Below are 13,496 nucleotides of genomic sequence, written 5' to 3' on the forward strand. Positions count from 1 at the left end.
CGCGCCGCACCCGCGATCAGGGGATTTTGTCCGATTAGCGCGTATCTTCGGCCCATGCCCACGCCCTACGGATCCCGCGGCGGCATGGCGTTCAGCGCCGCTGAGCTGCACCTGCTCAGGCGCCTCATCGCCCACGCCCTTCAGTCCTCCTCGGCCCCCCTGGCGGCCGAGGAGGTCCAGGACTGCCTGCGCCTCGCGCGGTCGGTGGACGAAGCGGTCCAGGAGGCGGGCCGGCTCAGAGCGTTCCTCCTCGCGGACCTCGCCCGCTACCGCGGCGCCCTGCCCGGCAGTCTCTCCGGCTACCTGGAGCTGCTGCAGGACGCCCTGGCCGCCGGGTACGAACCGGAGCCCGACGACCTCGCCGCCCTGCGCGCGCTCCGCGCCAATCCGGTCGCCGCCGCGCTGCTGGAACGGGTCCGCACGGTCGCGGAGCGCTCCGTCCGACGGCGGCTGTCGACCGCCCCAGCGCCCCGGACCCGGCTGCTGGCCCTGGCCGGCGGCAAGGAGAAGGACGAGCAGCCGGCCCGTCCGGCGCCGCACCCCAAGGAGCCGCCGCGCCCGGAGCGGCCGATTCCGACCCCTGGCGAGGTGTTCCCGCCACGCCGCAAGCCCAGCCCGCCCCCGGCGGCCGGGCGGGCCGCCGGGTAGCTACGCTGTGGGGCATGGACTATGTCTCCGCGCTCGTGCCCCCCTTCGTGATGGCCGTGTTCTTCATCGCCCTCGTCATGACGATCGTGAAGAGCCAGGGCGGTTCCAACAAGGCCAAGGAGGACGCGGCGGTCGACGCCGTGCTCGCCCGGGCCGAGGCCACCCAGCAGCAGAAGTAACCCTCAGGGCGTGCGGCTTCACCGGCCGTGCGCCCGATTTTCTTGCGCGTTGCCGAGCGAATAGTCGGGCAATTCCGCACAAGCCGCACTATCGTGCTGCTGTGCCTCGCCCCTTGGGAGAACTCGAAGACGCCGTCATGACACGGGTGTGGCAGTGGAACCGCCCGGTCACCGTGCGAGAAGTACTGGAAGACCTCCAGCAGGAACGGTCCATCGCGTACACCACGGTCATGACCGTTATGGACAATCTCCATCAGAAGGGCTGGGTCCGCCGGGAAGCCGAAGGCCGCGCCTATCGATATACGGCGGTCTCCACCCGCGCCGCCTACTCGGCCGCACTGATGAACGAAGCCTGGTCGACGAGCGACAACCCCGCGGCCGCGCTCGTGGCCTTCTTCGGCATGATGTCCGCGGAACAGCGGGAAGCCCTCCGCGACGCCGTGCGGGTCGTCCAGTACGACGACGAGTCGGCCTCCGACACCGCCCCCGAACCCCCCGCTCCGCCCGCGGCCGAGGGGGAGTCCGCCGAGCGCCCGCAGGAGCCGGGGCGATAACGTCCGCAGCCATGGGAGAGTTTTCCACTGCACATGCAGAAACAGTGACGATCCGCCGTGCCCGGACGCGTGATGTTCCCGCGCTGCGCCGCCTCCTCGACCAGTACGTGCAGCAGCGGATCCTGCTCGACAAAGCTCCGGTCGTCCTTTACGAGGACATCCAGGAGTTCTGGGTCGCGGAACGCGAGTCCGACGGCCAGGTCGTCGGCTGCGGCGCTCTCCACGTGATGTGGGAAGACCTTGCCGAAGTGCGCACTCTCGCCGTCGACCGGGGCTTGAAGGGTGCCGGAGTCGGGCATCAGGTGCTGGAGCAGTTGTTGCGTACCGCCCGTACCCTCGGGGTGAGCCGGGTTTTCTGCCTCACCTTCGAAGTCGAGTTCTTCGCGAAGCACGGCTTCGTCGAGATCGGCGAGACCCCGGTCAAGACCGATGTCTACATGGAGCTGCTGCGTTCCTATGACGAGGGTGTCGCCGAGTTCCTCGGTCTCGAACGAGTGAAGCCGAACACCTTGGGCAACAGTCGGATGCTTCTGCACCTCTGAGCGATGGCCTCAGCTTTTCCGGCGCTCCGCGCACCTGTGGCCTATGTCCGAATCGCGCACGTTTCCCGCCCTGTTGCGGTCTCGAACCTCTCCCCGGGGGTTTGTGTTTTCCAGGCAAAAGCGGTTTCCTTTCCGCGTACTGCTTTTCGATGAAAGGAAATCCCGGTGGCACAGAAGGTTCAGGTCCTTCTTGTCGACGACCTCGACGGTGGCGAGGCGGACGAGACGGTGACGTTCGCTCTGGATGGCAAGACCTACGAGATCGACCTCACCACCGCCAACGCTGAAAAGCTCCGCGGTCTGCTCGACCCGTACACCAAGGGCGGCCGCCGTATCGGTGGCCGCGCGTCCACCGGTCGCACCAAGGGCCGTACGGCCGCGGCGTCCGGCAACCCGGACACCGCAGAGATCCGCGCCTGGGCGAAGTCCCAGGGCATGAGCGTCAACGACCGCGGCCGCGTACCGCAGGAGATCCGCGACGCCTACGAGAACCGGGGCTGACCCGTCAGGGACTGACCCGGCCGGCCCGCGAGGGAGGCCCGGCCACGGCGCTCCGCAGGGGCGTACGGCGCCGGAGCCGCGCGCGGTGGCATTCCGTCGCCGCCGCGGAGACCAGGCGCACGAGATCGGGCCCGGCGCTCACCCGCCCGGGACCGGCGCCCTGTCCGGGACCGGACAGGGCAGGCAGAAGTGCCTCGCACCCCTGCTCGGGGGGCCGTAGCCACACGGCGGCCCCCCGGGGACTCCCGTCCCGTACGCAATACCCCGGCGGCACCGGGGCGGTGATCCGGCCACCCGCACCCAGGGCGGCGAGATCGAGGGCGACCCCGCCCCACTCCAGCCAGTCGAGCAGCCCGTCCAGCTCCTCTGCGCTCCCCGCGGCCACCAGGAACCGCATCCGGCGCCCCATCAGGGCCACCGGGCCCGTGGCGACCGGCCTGCGCAGCAGTGCGGCCCCCGCGTCGGACGGCAGCTCCAGCACGTCGAACCGGATCCCGGTCGCGAGCTGGGCCGGCGGCCCGCCCGTGACGGTCCAGCCGAGCACTCTCCCGTACCAGGAGGCGTACGCGTCCTCCTCGGGCGCCGGGCGGGGCGGCGGCACGGTCGGCGGGGCGAGCGGCGGGAGGGTTGCGGCCATGTCCGGAGCAACTTCCGAAACGCCCCGGGGTTACGCTCGATGTGACACACCGCACTCACCACCATGCGGAACGTAAACGTCAGACGAGTCCGGAGTCCGCATTCGGGACGCAACCGTGTTCGCCCTTAGCTGAGGGAACCGGCGGCACCGGCATGGAGTGTCAGTCCTTACGGGTAAGACATTCCTAGTGGATCGGGGCGACACGCTGATTTGACGGGCCTCCGTTCGCCGTCGGCGTACACGCATGACGGGTATCTGCCTGGCCTGCGGGAACATCGTCTCGCACCATCGAGTTGGAGCAGTTGTCGGCTCTTCAAGCCGGTTTTCCCGCTGATGCAGGGGTGAGCCGCGGACGGATGTCGGCAGTTGGAATGAGCTGTCCCGCCCCGCGGGACTAGCATGCGGAAGGACAGGGCGGGGACCGACCCCGAACTGCCCGACCGCTCTGAGGAGCGATAAACGATGTTCGAGAGGTTCACCGACCGCGCGCGGCGGGTTGTCGTCCTGGCTCAGGAAGAAGCCCGGATGCTCAACCACAACTACATCGGCACCGAGCACATCCTCCTGGGCTTGATCCACGAGGGTGAGGGTGTCGCCGCTAAGGCCCTGGAGAGCCTCGGGATTTCGCTCGAGGCTGTTCGCCAGCAGGTTGAGGAGATCATCGGTCAGGGGCAGCAGGCCCCGTCCGGCCACATCCCCTTCACCCCGCGGGCGAAGAAGGTCCTGGAGCTTTCGCTCCGAGAGGCCCTCCAGCTCGGCCACAACTACATCGGCACCGAGCACATCCTGCTCGGCCTGATCCGCGAGGGCGAGGGCGTCGCCGCCCAGGTCCTCGTGAAGCTGGGCGCCGATCTCAACCGAGTCCGGCAGCAGGTCATCCAGCTGCTCTCCGGCTACACCGGTGGAGGCAAGGAGTCGGCCACGGCCGGCGGCCCGGCCGAGGGCACGCCCTCGACCTCGCTCGTCCTGGACCAGTTCGGCCGCAACCTCACCCAGGCGGCCCGCGAATCCAAGCTCGACCCGGTCATCGGGCGCGAGAAGGAGATCGAGCGGGTCATGCAGGTGCTGTCCCGCCGTACGAAGAACAACCCGGTCCTCATCGGCGAGCCCGGCGTCGGCAAGACCGCCGTCGTCGAGGGCCTGGCCCAGGCGATCGTCAAGGGCGAGGTTCCCGAGACGCTCAAGGACAAGCACCTCTACACGCTTGACCTCGGCGCCCTGGTCGCGGGTTCCCGCTACCGCGGTGACTTCGAGGAGCGCCTGAAGAAGGTGCTCAAGGAGATCCGCACCCGCGGCGACATCATCCTGTTCATCGACGAGCTCCACACCCTCGTGGGTGCGGGTGCCGCCGAGGGCGCGATCGACGCCGCCAGCATCCTCAAGCCCATGCTGGCCCGTGGTGAGCTCCAGACCATCGGTGCCACGACGCTCGACGAGTACCGCAAGCACCTCGAGAAGGACGCGGCCCTTGAGCGCCGCTTCCAGCCGATCCAGGTGGCGGAGCCTTCCCTCCCCCACACGATCGAGATCCTCAAGGGCCTGCGCGACCGCTACGAGGCCCACCACCGCGTCTCCATCACGGACTCGGCTCTCGTGGCCGCGGCGACTCTGGCCGACCGGTACATCTCGGACCGCTTCCTCCCGGACAAGGCGATCGACCTGATCGACGAGGCCGGCTCCCGGATGCGCATCCGCCGGATGACCGCGCCGCCGGACCTCCGCGAGTTCGACGAGAAGATCGCGAACGTGCGGCGCGACAAGGAGTCGGCCATCGACTCCCAGGACTTCGAGAAGGCGGCCTCTCTCCGCGACAAGGAGAAGCAGCTGCTGGCGGGGAAGACCAAGCGCGAGAAGGAATGGAAGTCCGGCGACATGGACGTCGTCGCCGAGGTCGACGAGGAGCTCATCGCCGAAGTCCTCGCGACCGCGACCGGCATTCCCGTCTTCAAGCTCACCGAGGAGGAGTCCTCGCGACTGCTCCGCATGGAGGACGAGCTCCACCGTCGGGTCATCGGCCAGAAGGACGCCATCAAGGCGCTCTCCCAGGCGATCCGCCGTACCCGTGCGGGTCTGAAGGACCCGAAGCGCCCGGGTGGCTCGTTCATCTTCGCCGGTCCGTCCGGTGTCGGTAAGACCGAGCTCTCCAAGACGCTCGCCGAATTCCTCTTCGGCGACGAGGACGCGCTGATCTCCCTCGACATGTCGGAGTTCAGCGAGAAGCACACGGTTTCCCGTCTCTTCGGTTCGCCCCCCGGCTACGTGGGCTACGAAGAGGGCGGCCAGCTCACCGAGAAGGTGCGCCGGAAGCCGTTCTCCGTCGTCCTCTTCGACGAGGTCGAGAAGGCCCACCCGGATATCTTCAATTCCCTTCTCCAGATCCTGGAGGACGGTCGCCTGACCGACTCCCAGGGCCGGGTCGTGGACTTCAAGAACACGGTCATCATCATGACGACCAACCTGGGTACCCGGGACATCTCGAAGGGCTTCAACCTGGGCTTCGCCGCCCAGGGCGACACCAAGACCGGATACGACCGGATGAAGGCGAAGGTCAACGAAGAGCTCAAGCAGCACTTCCGGCCCGAGTTCCTCAACCGTGTCGACGACACGGTCGTCTTCCACCAGCTCACCGAGGAAGACATCATCCAGATCGTCGACCTCATGATCGCCAAGGTCGACGAGCGCCTCAAGGACCGCGACATGGGCATCGAGCTGAGCGGTGACGCGAAGCTCCTGCTCGCCAAGCGCGGCTACGACCCGATCATGGGTGCCCGGCCGCTGCGCCGGACCATCCAGCGCGAGATCGAGGACATGCTCTCGGAGAAGATCCTCTTCGGCGAGCTGCGTCCCGGTCAGATCGTGGTCGTCGGCAAGGAGGGTGAGGGCGAGGACGCCAAGTTCACCTTCCGCGGCGAGGAGAAGTCGGCTCTGCCCGACCTTCCCCCGATCGAGCCCACGGGCTCCGGCCCGGACCTGTCGAAGGGCGCGTAAGCGCGGCTGAGCACCAAAGGGGCGGCCCCGGGACTGAAAAGTCCCGGGGCCGCCCCTTTTCGGCGGGACAGCCCTTACGAACGGGTCACCCGGATGTGCGGGGGCAGCGCGCCGATGGCCGACTCGTCGAAATCCCCGGACACGGTTCTCAGGCCGGGGAAGACCGTGGGCAGCCGGCGGGTGATCTCCGGGCCCAGGCCCGTGCTTCGGGGCACATGGAGCTGCTCCACCGAGGGCATGCGCAGGCCGTCGGGGACGAGATCGAGGGACAGGTCCGGTACGGCGAGCTCGGTCAGCCTCGTGAGCAGGGCGAGCTCCTGCCACTCGGCCGGGTCTCTCGGGGCCCAGCACTCCCCGAGGGAGACGGACCGGAGCCCGCGGTGGCGGGACAGACCGACGGGTCCGGCGGCGTCGGGCGTCACCGAGTAGATGTTCACGCTGTCCAGCTCGACGCGGGGGGCGAACCCGTCCAGCGACCAGTTGGCGTGGGTGCCGCGGAGCACGAGGCCGCGCAGGGAGGTCCAGCCGGCGAGGACGGGGCCGATGGGGAGGAGGGCGTCGCGCAGGTCGAGCACGGCCGACCGGACCGGCAGCCCCATCAGCCCTTCCAGGTCCCGGATCCCGGAGCAGTGGGAGATCTCGATGGCGAGCAGCGCGTCCTGGCCCTTCAGGAAGCCGAGGTCGGTGAGCAGGCCGTTGCCGCGCACGGCGAGGTACTGGGCCCGGACCGCGCCCAGATAGCCGGAGAGGGCCTCGCCGGTCACCTCACCGACCACGTTCAGGTCCCGGCGGGGCGAGAACTCGGCCAGGGCGGCCAGCTCCGCGTCTGACACGACCGTCACGTTCTGGTCTGCGGGGAGCAGGGAGATGACCTCCGCGGCGTACCGGCGCGTTTCGAAGCGCGGCCAGAGCCTGGCCAGCTCCGCGCGGACCTCGTAGGAGGGGTGGCCGGTGTAGCCGACGAGGAAGGGGATCGCGAGCTCCGACAGCACCCCGCCCGCGGCCTGGACCGTGTGCAGGGCCGCCGGACCGGCGGGGGCCCGCTCCGGCGGCGGGAGCAGCTCCAGGACCAGGGGCCCGATACGGGCCAGCTCGCGCGCCATGCCCACGCTGGCGGGCGGGATCAGCCGGCCCGCCTGCCGCTCGACCTCGGCGCGCAGTACGGGATCGAGTTCGGCCGCGTACCCCAGGCAGGCCAGGGCGAGCAGGACCGACCGCTGCGAGTCGCGGGCCAGCAGGCCCCGGATGATCTCGGTGCGTTCGCGGGGGCGGCCCTGGGCGACCGCCATGCGGATGACGTCCTCCCACTGGTCGTCGTCCGCGTGCCCCGTCAGCTCGCCGAGGCTGCCCTCGTCCAGGGCCGCCCGGGCCCCCAGGAAGTCCTGGAAGGTGCGGTGGACGAACTGGACCGTGTCCTCCGTCGGGGCCCGCAGCAGGCCGGTGCGCTCCAGGAAGTGGCCGAACACGGCCCGTGCGTCGCCGAGGGCACCGGCGGCCGGTACGGCGGGCAGCGCGTCCGCGATCAGCGCCTCGGCCCGGGAGCGGTCCATCTCGGTGCGGCCGTTGCGGATCAGCCAGTACGCGAGCCGCTGGAGCAGCTGGAGCTGGGGCTCCTCGGCCAGATACGGCAGGCGCACCCCCCGCTCGCGGTCGCGGCGGTCCAGCAGCATCGACAGCGCGGCGGCGTACAGCTCCTTGCGGCCCGAGGGGAGGAAGCCCCGGCGCTCCCGGTGCAGCGCGCAGATCAGGCCGCACAGCAGCGGATTGGTGGCGAGCCGGGCCAGGTCCGGCTTCCTGGCGACGGAGTCCAGCAGCTGCTCCCGGTACTCCGCCGGGGCATGGTCCGCGGCCGCGTGCCAGCGCTCGATGAAGGCGCGTACGTTCGCCTGGCTCATCGGGGCCAGGGTCACCTCGGAGAAGTCCACGCCGACCAGCCAGTCCTGCCGGACCGCCGAGGGCCGTGAGGTGACCAGCCAGCGGTTGCCGGGGTAGGCGGTGATCAGGTCGGCCAGCCAGTCCCGGGCGCGGCCGCGCTCGGCCTCCGGGATCTCGTCGATGCCGTCGACCAGCAGGAGGGCGCGCCCGTCGCGCAGGACCCGGCCCTCCCAGCCCTCGGGGGCCTCCCCGGCCAGCGGGGTGCCGGCGAGGAAGCCGCGGGGCGCGGGGAGCCGCTCGCCGTGCCGGGTGAGGGTGCGCAGGGGCAGGACGTAGGGGACGAGCCCGTCGCCGTGGTCCCGGGCGGCGGAGACGGCCAGCCACTGGATGAGGGTGGTCTTGCCGGATCCGGCCTCGCCGCGCAGCAGGACGCGGTGGTGTTCGGCCAGCAGCCGGTCGGTGGGCAGGGAGTAGGGGGCGGGGAGCTCGACGGCCCGTGTCCCGGCCCTTCCCCCGGCCCCGGCCCCGGCTCCTGCCCCGGCTCCGGGGGTGGTGGAGACCTCCAGGCTCACGTAGGCCGCGTCGAGCGGCCAGCGGGACGAGTCGGGGGCCAGGTCCAGGCCGAAGATGGTGAGGGTGCTGTGGCGCCGGGCCAGATAGTCCAGGTAGCGGGTCTCGAAGGCGGTGTCCCGGCCGTCCTGGCGGGGCAGGCGGGTCAGCAGCTCGTCCACCTTGGCGATGGTCTCGGCGTGCAGCCGGCTCTGTTCGACCAAGGTGGCCGCCACGAAGGTGGACCGCTGGGTGAAGAAGTTCAGGATGTGCAGGCAGGCCAGGTCCACCAGGCGTGCGTGGAAGAGCTCGGCGTCCCGGGAGAGCCCGGGGTGCGGCCCGGCGGCCCGGAGCTTCCGGGCGAAGGCCTGCGGTCCGAGGCGGACGGCCTCCACGTCGGAGAGGGCGAGGCCGCCCAGCGCGTGCAGGGTGGCGGCGAGGGCGGCGGACACGCCCGCCTCATCGCCCGGGGGCAGGGGGCGCTCCCCGGGGGCCCGTAAGGCCTCCTTCACCAGGCGGTCGGCGAGTGTGCGCAGGTCGGCGGCGCCGAGCTCGCGTTTCTCGCGCCAGGCCACGTAGGAGGAGATGCGGTGCGGCCGGTCCACCAGCCCCGCGCCCGCCCCCTCCTGCCGGAAGAGCTTCCTGACGAGGGGTGCCACGACCCCCGAGGCCAGCCGGATCCCCACCACCGATGCGTCCACGGCATCGGAGCCTAGTGACCTGGGCCTCAGACGGCCTTGGTTTCGGTGGGGTGGCCGGTGACAAGCCGCACAGGACAAATCGGACGTACTAGGTCGTTTCGTAGATCAAATATGCCCTGCCACGGGACCTCCGCCCCTGGAGAGAGGCCGTCAACGGGGCACGTCACACGGGCACCGCTACGAGTTCCGCTAGTAATCGGGACGTTTGGGGAAGTCCCGGGGCACGGGTTACCAAAGATGAGCCAACCCGGCACTCGCTCGATCGTGCCGGGTCACTTCATGCCTCTTACAGGTGTGAAACCCCCCTTGTCCCCGGCCCCGGAGGTCTGCACATGTTCGCGAAGCGCGTCTACACCCGTCGTACCCGTATCGCTGTCGGCACCACCGCTCTCGGTGCCGTGCTGGCCCTCGGGGCGGGCACGACCGCCGCGTTCGCAGACGCCCCGCAGACCGCCGTCACCGCCAAGGCAGCCAAGGCAGCCGGCGCCGCCGGTGCCGCGGGCGGCTCGAAGTCCGGTCTCTGGGACAAGCCGCTGGAGAAGTACACGCTGTCCGCGACCTTCGGCAAGGGCGGCAACATGTGGTCCCACAAGCACTCCGGCCAGGACTTCGCCGCCCCGGTCGGCACCCCGGTCAAGGCCGCGGCCGCCGGCGTCGTCGTCAAGGCGGGCCCGAACGGCGGCGGCGACGGCCCCGCGTACGGCAACGCCATCGTGATCAAGCACGCCAACGCCACGTACTCGCAGTACGCGCACCTCTCGAAGATCCAGGTCAAGATCGGCCAGAAGGTCAACGCCTCGCAGCGGATCGCCCTGTCCGGCAACACCGGCAACTCCAGCGGCCCGCACCTGCACTTCGAGATCCGCACCACCCCGAACTACGGCTCGGCCGTCAACCCGGTCGCCTTCCTGCGTACCAACGGCGTCACCGTCTGACCCGTCCCGACCGCAGCACCCGCCGTACGCGCCGCATCCGCGGCGCCCGCGGCGCCCGTCGTACCGGCCGACCCGCCCTGCTCACCGATCAGGTGAGCAGCCAGGCATGGGTCGGCTTCGGCGATGGTTCGAGCTTCCCCTCCTTGTACGCGGTGGCCTGCTCCTCCGTGAAGGCCATGTTGTAGAGCTTGATGCTGTGCAGGGCGCCCTGCCACGGACCGGTCCAGATGTTGTGGTGCTTGGACCGGCCGAGCTGGAGCGGACCAGGAGCCGGCCAGATCGGCGGCACCGGGGTCTCGCCGGCCTTCTTGCCGTCCACGTAGAGCGCGATGGCCTTCTTCTCGGCGTCGTAGGTGGCCATCAGCAGCGTGGGCGTCTTGACCATGCTGAGCCCCTCGGCGGTGACCGTCCGCGTGGTGGCCGCGGCGCCCTTGTCGCCCGTCTGCACGCGGAAGATCCAGGCCTGCTTGCCGTTGACCTCGTTCACGCCCAGCTCGAAGGAGAACGACTCCCCGTCGCCCTGGCTCATGATGATCCGCGAGCCCTTGGCGGCGGAGTTGTAGGCGCGGGCCGTCACGGTGAAGCTCTTGGTCACGTCCACGACCGGCTCGGCGGACTGCCCCCACGAGTTCCCGTTGCCCTTGCCTATGACCTGGAAGCGCTTGCCCAGCGGGCCGACCTTGAGGTCGGGGCCGAGCCGGATCCCCATGCTGCCGTAGCTGTCGCGCAGCAGGGTGTCGTCACCCGCGACGGTCGCGGTGTAGGCGGCGGGCCCCTTCGAGTCCTCCGGCTCGGGCGAGGCGGAGGCGGAGGCCGCGTTCGAGGGCTGGGCGTCCTGTCCGTCCTCGTCGCCGCCCAGCAGGAAGAACGTTCCTCCGCCGGCCAGCAGCGCGAGCACGGTCACACTGCCGCCCAGCATCCACAGCCGCTTCCTGCGCCGCTCGGCCGCGGAGCGGTCGGCCATGGCCTCCCAGTCCGGCTCCTGCGACGCGCCGGGGAGGTCCGGACCGGCCAGTCTCGTGAAGGCCGGCTGGGCCGGAGGCCACTGACCGCCCTCCGCGTCCTGCTGGTACGGGTTCGGCTGCTGCCCCGTCTGCGGGTAGCCGTAGCCGCCGGACTGGGTCGGGTAGCCGTAGCCGTCCTGCGCGGGCGGTCCCGGCGGAAACCCGTATCCGCCGCTCCCTGGGGCGGGCTCGGGCTGCGGGTGGCTCGGGGGATTCGTACCGTCGCTCATGCCACGGATGCTAAGTCACGGATGCCACGTCACGGACCCCCGGGCGGATACGGCCCGGTACCCGTCCCGCCCGACCTGCCCGTCCCGCCCCGGTTCAGCCCTGCGGCGGCTTGAGGATCGGGAAGCTGCCCGTCGCCGTCGGCGCGTGCTCCGGCAGCCACAGGACCGCCACCGCACCCGCCGCCGCGCCCGCGCGCTCCGAGCCGCCCCGGGCGGCCACGTTACGGAAGGTCAGCCGGGCGCCCAGCACCCGCGCCTGGCCCCCCGCGATGGTCAGCCCCAGCCCGTGCCCCACACCCGCGCGGTCCGTCGACCCGGTGCGGAAGCGGCTCGGCCCCTCGCGCAGCAGCGCCTCGGGGAAGCCCGGCCCGTGGTCCCGGACCCGTACGACCCGGCCCTCGACGTCGACCTGGATCGGCGGCTGCCCGTAGCGCGCGGCATTGGCCAGCAGGTTCCCCAGGATCCGCTCCAGGCGGCGCGGGTCGGTGCTGACGATCTCGTCCGCGACGACCCGTACGGTCGCCTCCGGCATCAGCGACGCCACCCGCCGGCTCACGAACTCGCCCAGCGCCACGTCCTGGAGCTCCGCCCGCTCCGAGGCGCTGTCCAGCCGGGCCACCTCCAGCACGTCCTCGACCAGTGCGCGCAGGGCCTGGGCCCGGTCCCGCACCAGCTCCGTCGGCCGCCCCGGAGGCAGCAGTTCCGCCGCCGTGAGCAGGCCCGTCACCGGAGTCCGCAGTTCGTGCGCGATGTCCGCGGTCACCCGTCGTTCGGCCTCCAGCCGCTGCTGGAGGGCGTCCGCCATGGCGTCCACGGCCCGCGCGAGGTCGTCCGTCTCGTCCCGCACGACACCGCCGACCGCATCCCGTACGCGGACGTCGGGATCGCCGTGCGCCACCCGCTGCGAGGCGGCCGCGGCCTTGCGCAGCCGGCGCGAGATCTGCCCGCCGATGAGCACGCCGAGCGCCGAGCCGCCGATCACGGCGGACAGCCCGCCGATGAGCAGGGCCCGGTCCAGGTCGGGGAGCAGATTGGTGCTCTCCCGGAACGGCGTGTGCAGCGACAGCACCTGCCCGTTCCCGAGCGGTACGGCGGCCCACACCTCGGGAAGCCCCCCGTCCGGCCGCTCCTGGACGTAGGTCCCGCGCCGGCCCGACTGCGCCTTGTGCCGCAGCTCGGAGGGCAGTTCGGGATCGTTGAGCTTGGCACCCATGGGCGGCTTGCGCCCGGCATCGGCGTTACGGGAGATGAACTGGACGCGCTCCAGCTGCACTTCGCGGGCGCTCTCCAGCATCGACACGCGGGCAGCACTGTGCACCACCAGGCTCAGCGCGATCGTGACGAGGACGCCCACGGAGGCGATGGCGACGGTGATCTTCCAGCGGATCCCCGTGCGGAGGGTGAGCCGTCTCATGCCTTGAGTTTGTATCCGAAGCCCCGGACCGTTTCGATCCGGTCCTGGCCGATCTTGGTGCGCAGCCGCTGGACGTGGACGTCCACGACGCGGGTGTCGCCGCCCCAGTCGTAGTCCCAGACCCGCTCCAGCAGGCGGTCGCGCGAGAGCACGGTGCCGGGCGCGGAGGAGAACTCCAGCAGCAGCCGCATCTCGGTCGGGGTCAGGGCCACGGCGGCGCCCGCCCGGCGGACCTCCATGCCCTCGGTGTCCACCTCCAGGTCGCCGAAGGAGAGGACCCCGCGCTCGGCGTCCGAGCCGTTGCCGGCCCCGTTCGCTCCGCCGTTCTGCGGGCCGCCGGAGTGGTCGAAGCGGCGCAGCACCGCGCGGATCCGGGCCACGAGCACGGATCCGTCGAAGGGCTTGGTGACGTAGTCGTCGGCGCCCGCCTCCAGGCCCAGCACCACGTCGATGGAGTCGGCGCGCGCGGAGAGCATGATCACCGGGACGGTGGACTCGTCGCGGATGCGGCGGCACAGGCTCACGCCGTCCATGCCCGGGACCATCACGTCCAGCAGGGCGATGTCGGGCCGGTTCGCGCGGAAGGACTCCAGCCCGGACAGGCCGTCGGGCATGGCCGTGACCACGAACCCGTCGCGTTCCAGCGCCAGGGTCGTGGCCTCACGGATGACGTCGTCGTCCTCCACGAACAGGACATGGGTCTCGGCCATGCGGGAGCCTCGCCTCGGTTCTTCTGTGC

At 70.9% G+C, this 13,496-nt stretch carries 12 protein-coding genes; 7 read left to right on the forward strand and 5 right to left on the reverse strand.

What is annotated here, in order from left to right; all coding sequences use genetic code 11:
* The first annotated feature begins 84 nt into the window (after nucleotides 1-84).
* From ACFY04_RS07640 to ACFY04_RS07660, 5 genes are all read left to right on the forward strand, one after another.
* On the forward strand, nucleotides 85-648 hold the full coding sequence (locus tag ACFY04_RS07640; protein WP_389114843.1) for a hypothetical protein: 564 nt from the start codon (nucleotides 85-87) through the stop codon (nucleotides 646-648).
* Nucleotides 649-662: 14 nt separating this feature from the next.
* The gene (locus ACFY04_RS07645) at nucleotides 663-827 is read left to right on the forward strand and encodes a hypothetical protein (RefSeq protein WP_301368259.1); all 165 of its coding nucleotides are present in this window, start codon (nucleotides 663-665) and stop codon (nucleotides 825-827) included.
* A gap of 101 nt (nucleotides 828-928) precedes the next feature.
* The gene (locus ACFY04_RS07650) at nucleotides 929-1,381 is read left to right on the forward strand and encodes a BlaI/MecI/CopY family transcriptional regulator (RefSeq protein WP_389114782.1); all 453 of its coding nucleotides are present in this window, start codon (nucleotides 929-931) and stop codon (nucleotides 1,379-1,381) included.
* An 11-nt stretch (nucleotides 1,382-1,392) separates the two neighbouring features.
* Complete coding sequence (locus ACFY04_RS07655) at nucleotides 1,393-1,923, forward strand: amino-acid N-acetyltransferase (RefSeq protein ID WP_030727070.1); 531 nt, start codon at nucleotides 1,393-1,395, stop codon at nucleotides 1,921-1,923.
* 165 nt (nucleotides 1,924-2,088) lie between these two features.
* A complete protein-coding gene (locus ACFY04_RS07660) occupies nucleotides 2,089-2,424 on the forward strand; it encodes an Lsr2 family protein (protein ID WP_389114783.1) in 336 nt (111 codons plus the stop codon).
* A gap of 4 nt (nucleotides 2,425-2,428) precedes the next feature.
* Here ACFY04_RS07660 and ACFY04_RS07665 read toward each other — a convergent pair whose 3' ends face one another.
* On the reverse strand, nucleotides 2,429-3,061 hold the full coding sequence (locus ACFY04_RS07665; RefSeq protein WP_389114784.1) for an SCO3374 family protein: 633 nt from the start codon (nucleotides 3,059-3,061) through the stop codon (nucleotides 2,429-2,431).
* 462 nt (nucleotides 3,062-3,523) lie between these two features.
* On the opposite strand from ACFY04_RS07665, the gene ACFY04_RS07670 reads away from it, so the two are divergent.
* A complete protein-coding gene (locus tag ACFY04_RS07670) occupies nucleotides 3,524-6,049 on the forward strand; it encodes an ATP-dependent Clp protease ATP-binding subunit (RefSeq protein WP_389114786.1) in 2,526 nt (841 codons plus the stop codon).
* A gap of 74 nt (nucleotides 6,050-6,123) precedes the next feature.
* Here the strand turns inward: ACFY04_RS07670 and ACFY04_RS07675 are convergent, their stop codons facing one another.
* Nucleotides 6,124-9,174: an NACHT domain-containing protein gene (locus tag ACFY04_RS07675; RefSeq protein ID WP_389114787.1), complete on the reverse strand. Its 3,051-nt coding sequence runs from the start codon at nucleotides 9,172-9,174 to the stop codon at nucleotides 6,124-6,126.
* A 332-nt stretch (nucleotides 9,175-9,506) separates the two neighbouring features.
* Here ACFY04_RS07675 and ACFY04_RS07680 point away from each other — a divergent pair, with 332 nt between their 5' ends.
* The gene (locus ACFY04_RS07680) at nucleotides 9,507-10,109 is read left to right on the forward strand and encodes a M23 family metallopeptidase (protein ID WP_389114789.1); all 603 of its coding nucleotides are present in this window, start codon (nucleotides 9,507-9,509) and stop codon (nucleotides 10,107-10,109) included.
* 88 nt (nucleotides 10,110-10,197) lie between these two features.
* Here ACFY04_RS07680 and ACFY04_RS07685 read toward each other — a convergent pair whose 3' ends face one another.
* The 3 genes from ACFY04_RS07685 to cseB form a co-directional block, all read right to left on the reverse strand.
* Nucleotides 10,198-11,343: a LamG-like jellyroll fold domain-containing protein gene (locus tag ACFY04_RS07685; RefSeq protein ID WP_389114790.1), complete on the reverse strand. Its 1,146-nt coding sequence runs from the start codon at nucleotides 11,341-11,343 to the stop codon at nucleotides 10,198-10,200.
* A 94-nt stretch (nucleotides 11,344-11,437) separates the two neighbouring features.
* Complete coding sequence (cseC, locus tag ACFY04_RS07690; protein WP_389114792.1) at nucleotides 11,438-12,757, reverse strand: two-component system sensor histidine kinase CseC; 1,320 nt, start codon at nucleotides 12,755-12,757, stop codon at nucleotides 11,438-11,440.
* Nucleotides 12,754-13,467, reverse strand: a complete 714-nt coding sequence (gene cseB, locus ACFY04_RS07695; RefSeq protein WP_389114794.1) for a two-component system response regulator CseB — start codon at nucleotides 13,465-13,467, stop codon at nucleotides 12,754-12,756. Before cseB ends, cseC begins: the two co-directional genes overlap by 4 nt.
* Nucleotides 13,468-13,496: the final 29 nt, after the last annotated feature.

Origin of the sequence: Streptomyces sp. NPDC001549 (genome assembly GCF_042894025.1) — a bacterium.
GTDB classification, from domain to species: Bacteria; Actinomycetota; Actinomycetes; order Streptomycetales; family Streptomycetaceae; genus Streptomyces; species Streptomyces kutzneri.

Bases quoted from the DNA above. Each gene is read 5' to 3' on its own strand.
- ACFY04_RS07640 (WP_389114843.1), top strand. From the start codon at position 85: ATGGCGTTCAGCGCCGCTGAGCTGCACCTGCTCAGGCGCCTCATCGCC.
- ACFY04_RS07645 (WP_301368259.1), top strand. From the start codon at position 663: ATGGACTATGTCTCCGCGCTCGTGCCCCCCTTCGTGATGGCCGTGTTC.
- ACFY04_RS07655 (WP_030727070.1), top strand. From the start codon at position 1,393: ATGGGAGAGTTTTCCACTGCACATGCAGAAACAGTGACGATCCGCCGT.
- ACFY04_RS07665 (WP_389114784.1), bottom strand. From the start codon at position 3,061: ATGGCCGCAACCCTCCCGCCGCTCGCCCCGCCGACCGTGCCGCCGCCC.
- ACFY04_RS07670 (WP_389114786.1), top strand. From the start codon at position 3,524: ATGTTCGAGAGGTTCACCGACCGCGCGCGGCGGGTTGTCGTCCTGGCT.
- ACFY04_RS07680 (WP_389114789.1), top strand. From the start codon at position 9,507: ATGTTCGCGAAGCGCGTCTACACCCGTCGTACCCGTATCGCTGTCGGC.
- ACFY04_RS07685 (WP_389114790.1), bottom strand. From the start codon at position 11,343: ATGAGCGACGGTACGAATCCCCCGAGCCACCCGCAGCCCGAGCCCGCC.
- cseC (WP_389114792.1), bottom strand. From the start codon at position 12,757: ATGAGACGGCTCACCCTCCGCACGGGGATCCGCTGGAAGATCACCGTC.
- cseB (WP_389114794.1), bottom strand. From the start codon at position 13,467: ATGGCCGAGACCCATGTCCTGTTCGTGGAGGACGACGACGTCATCCGT.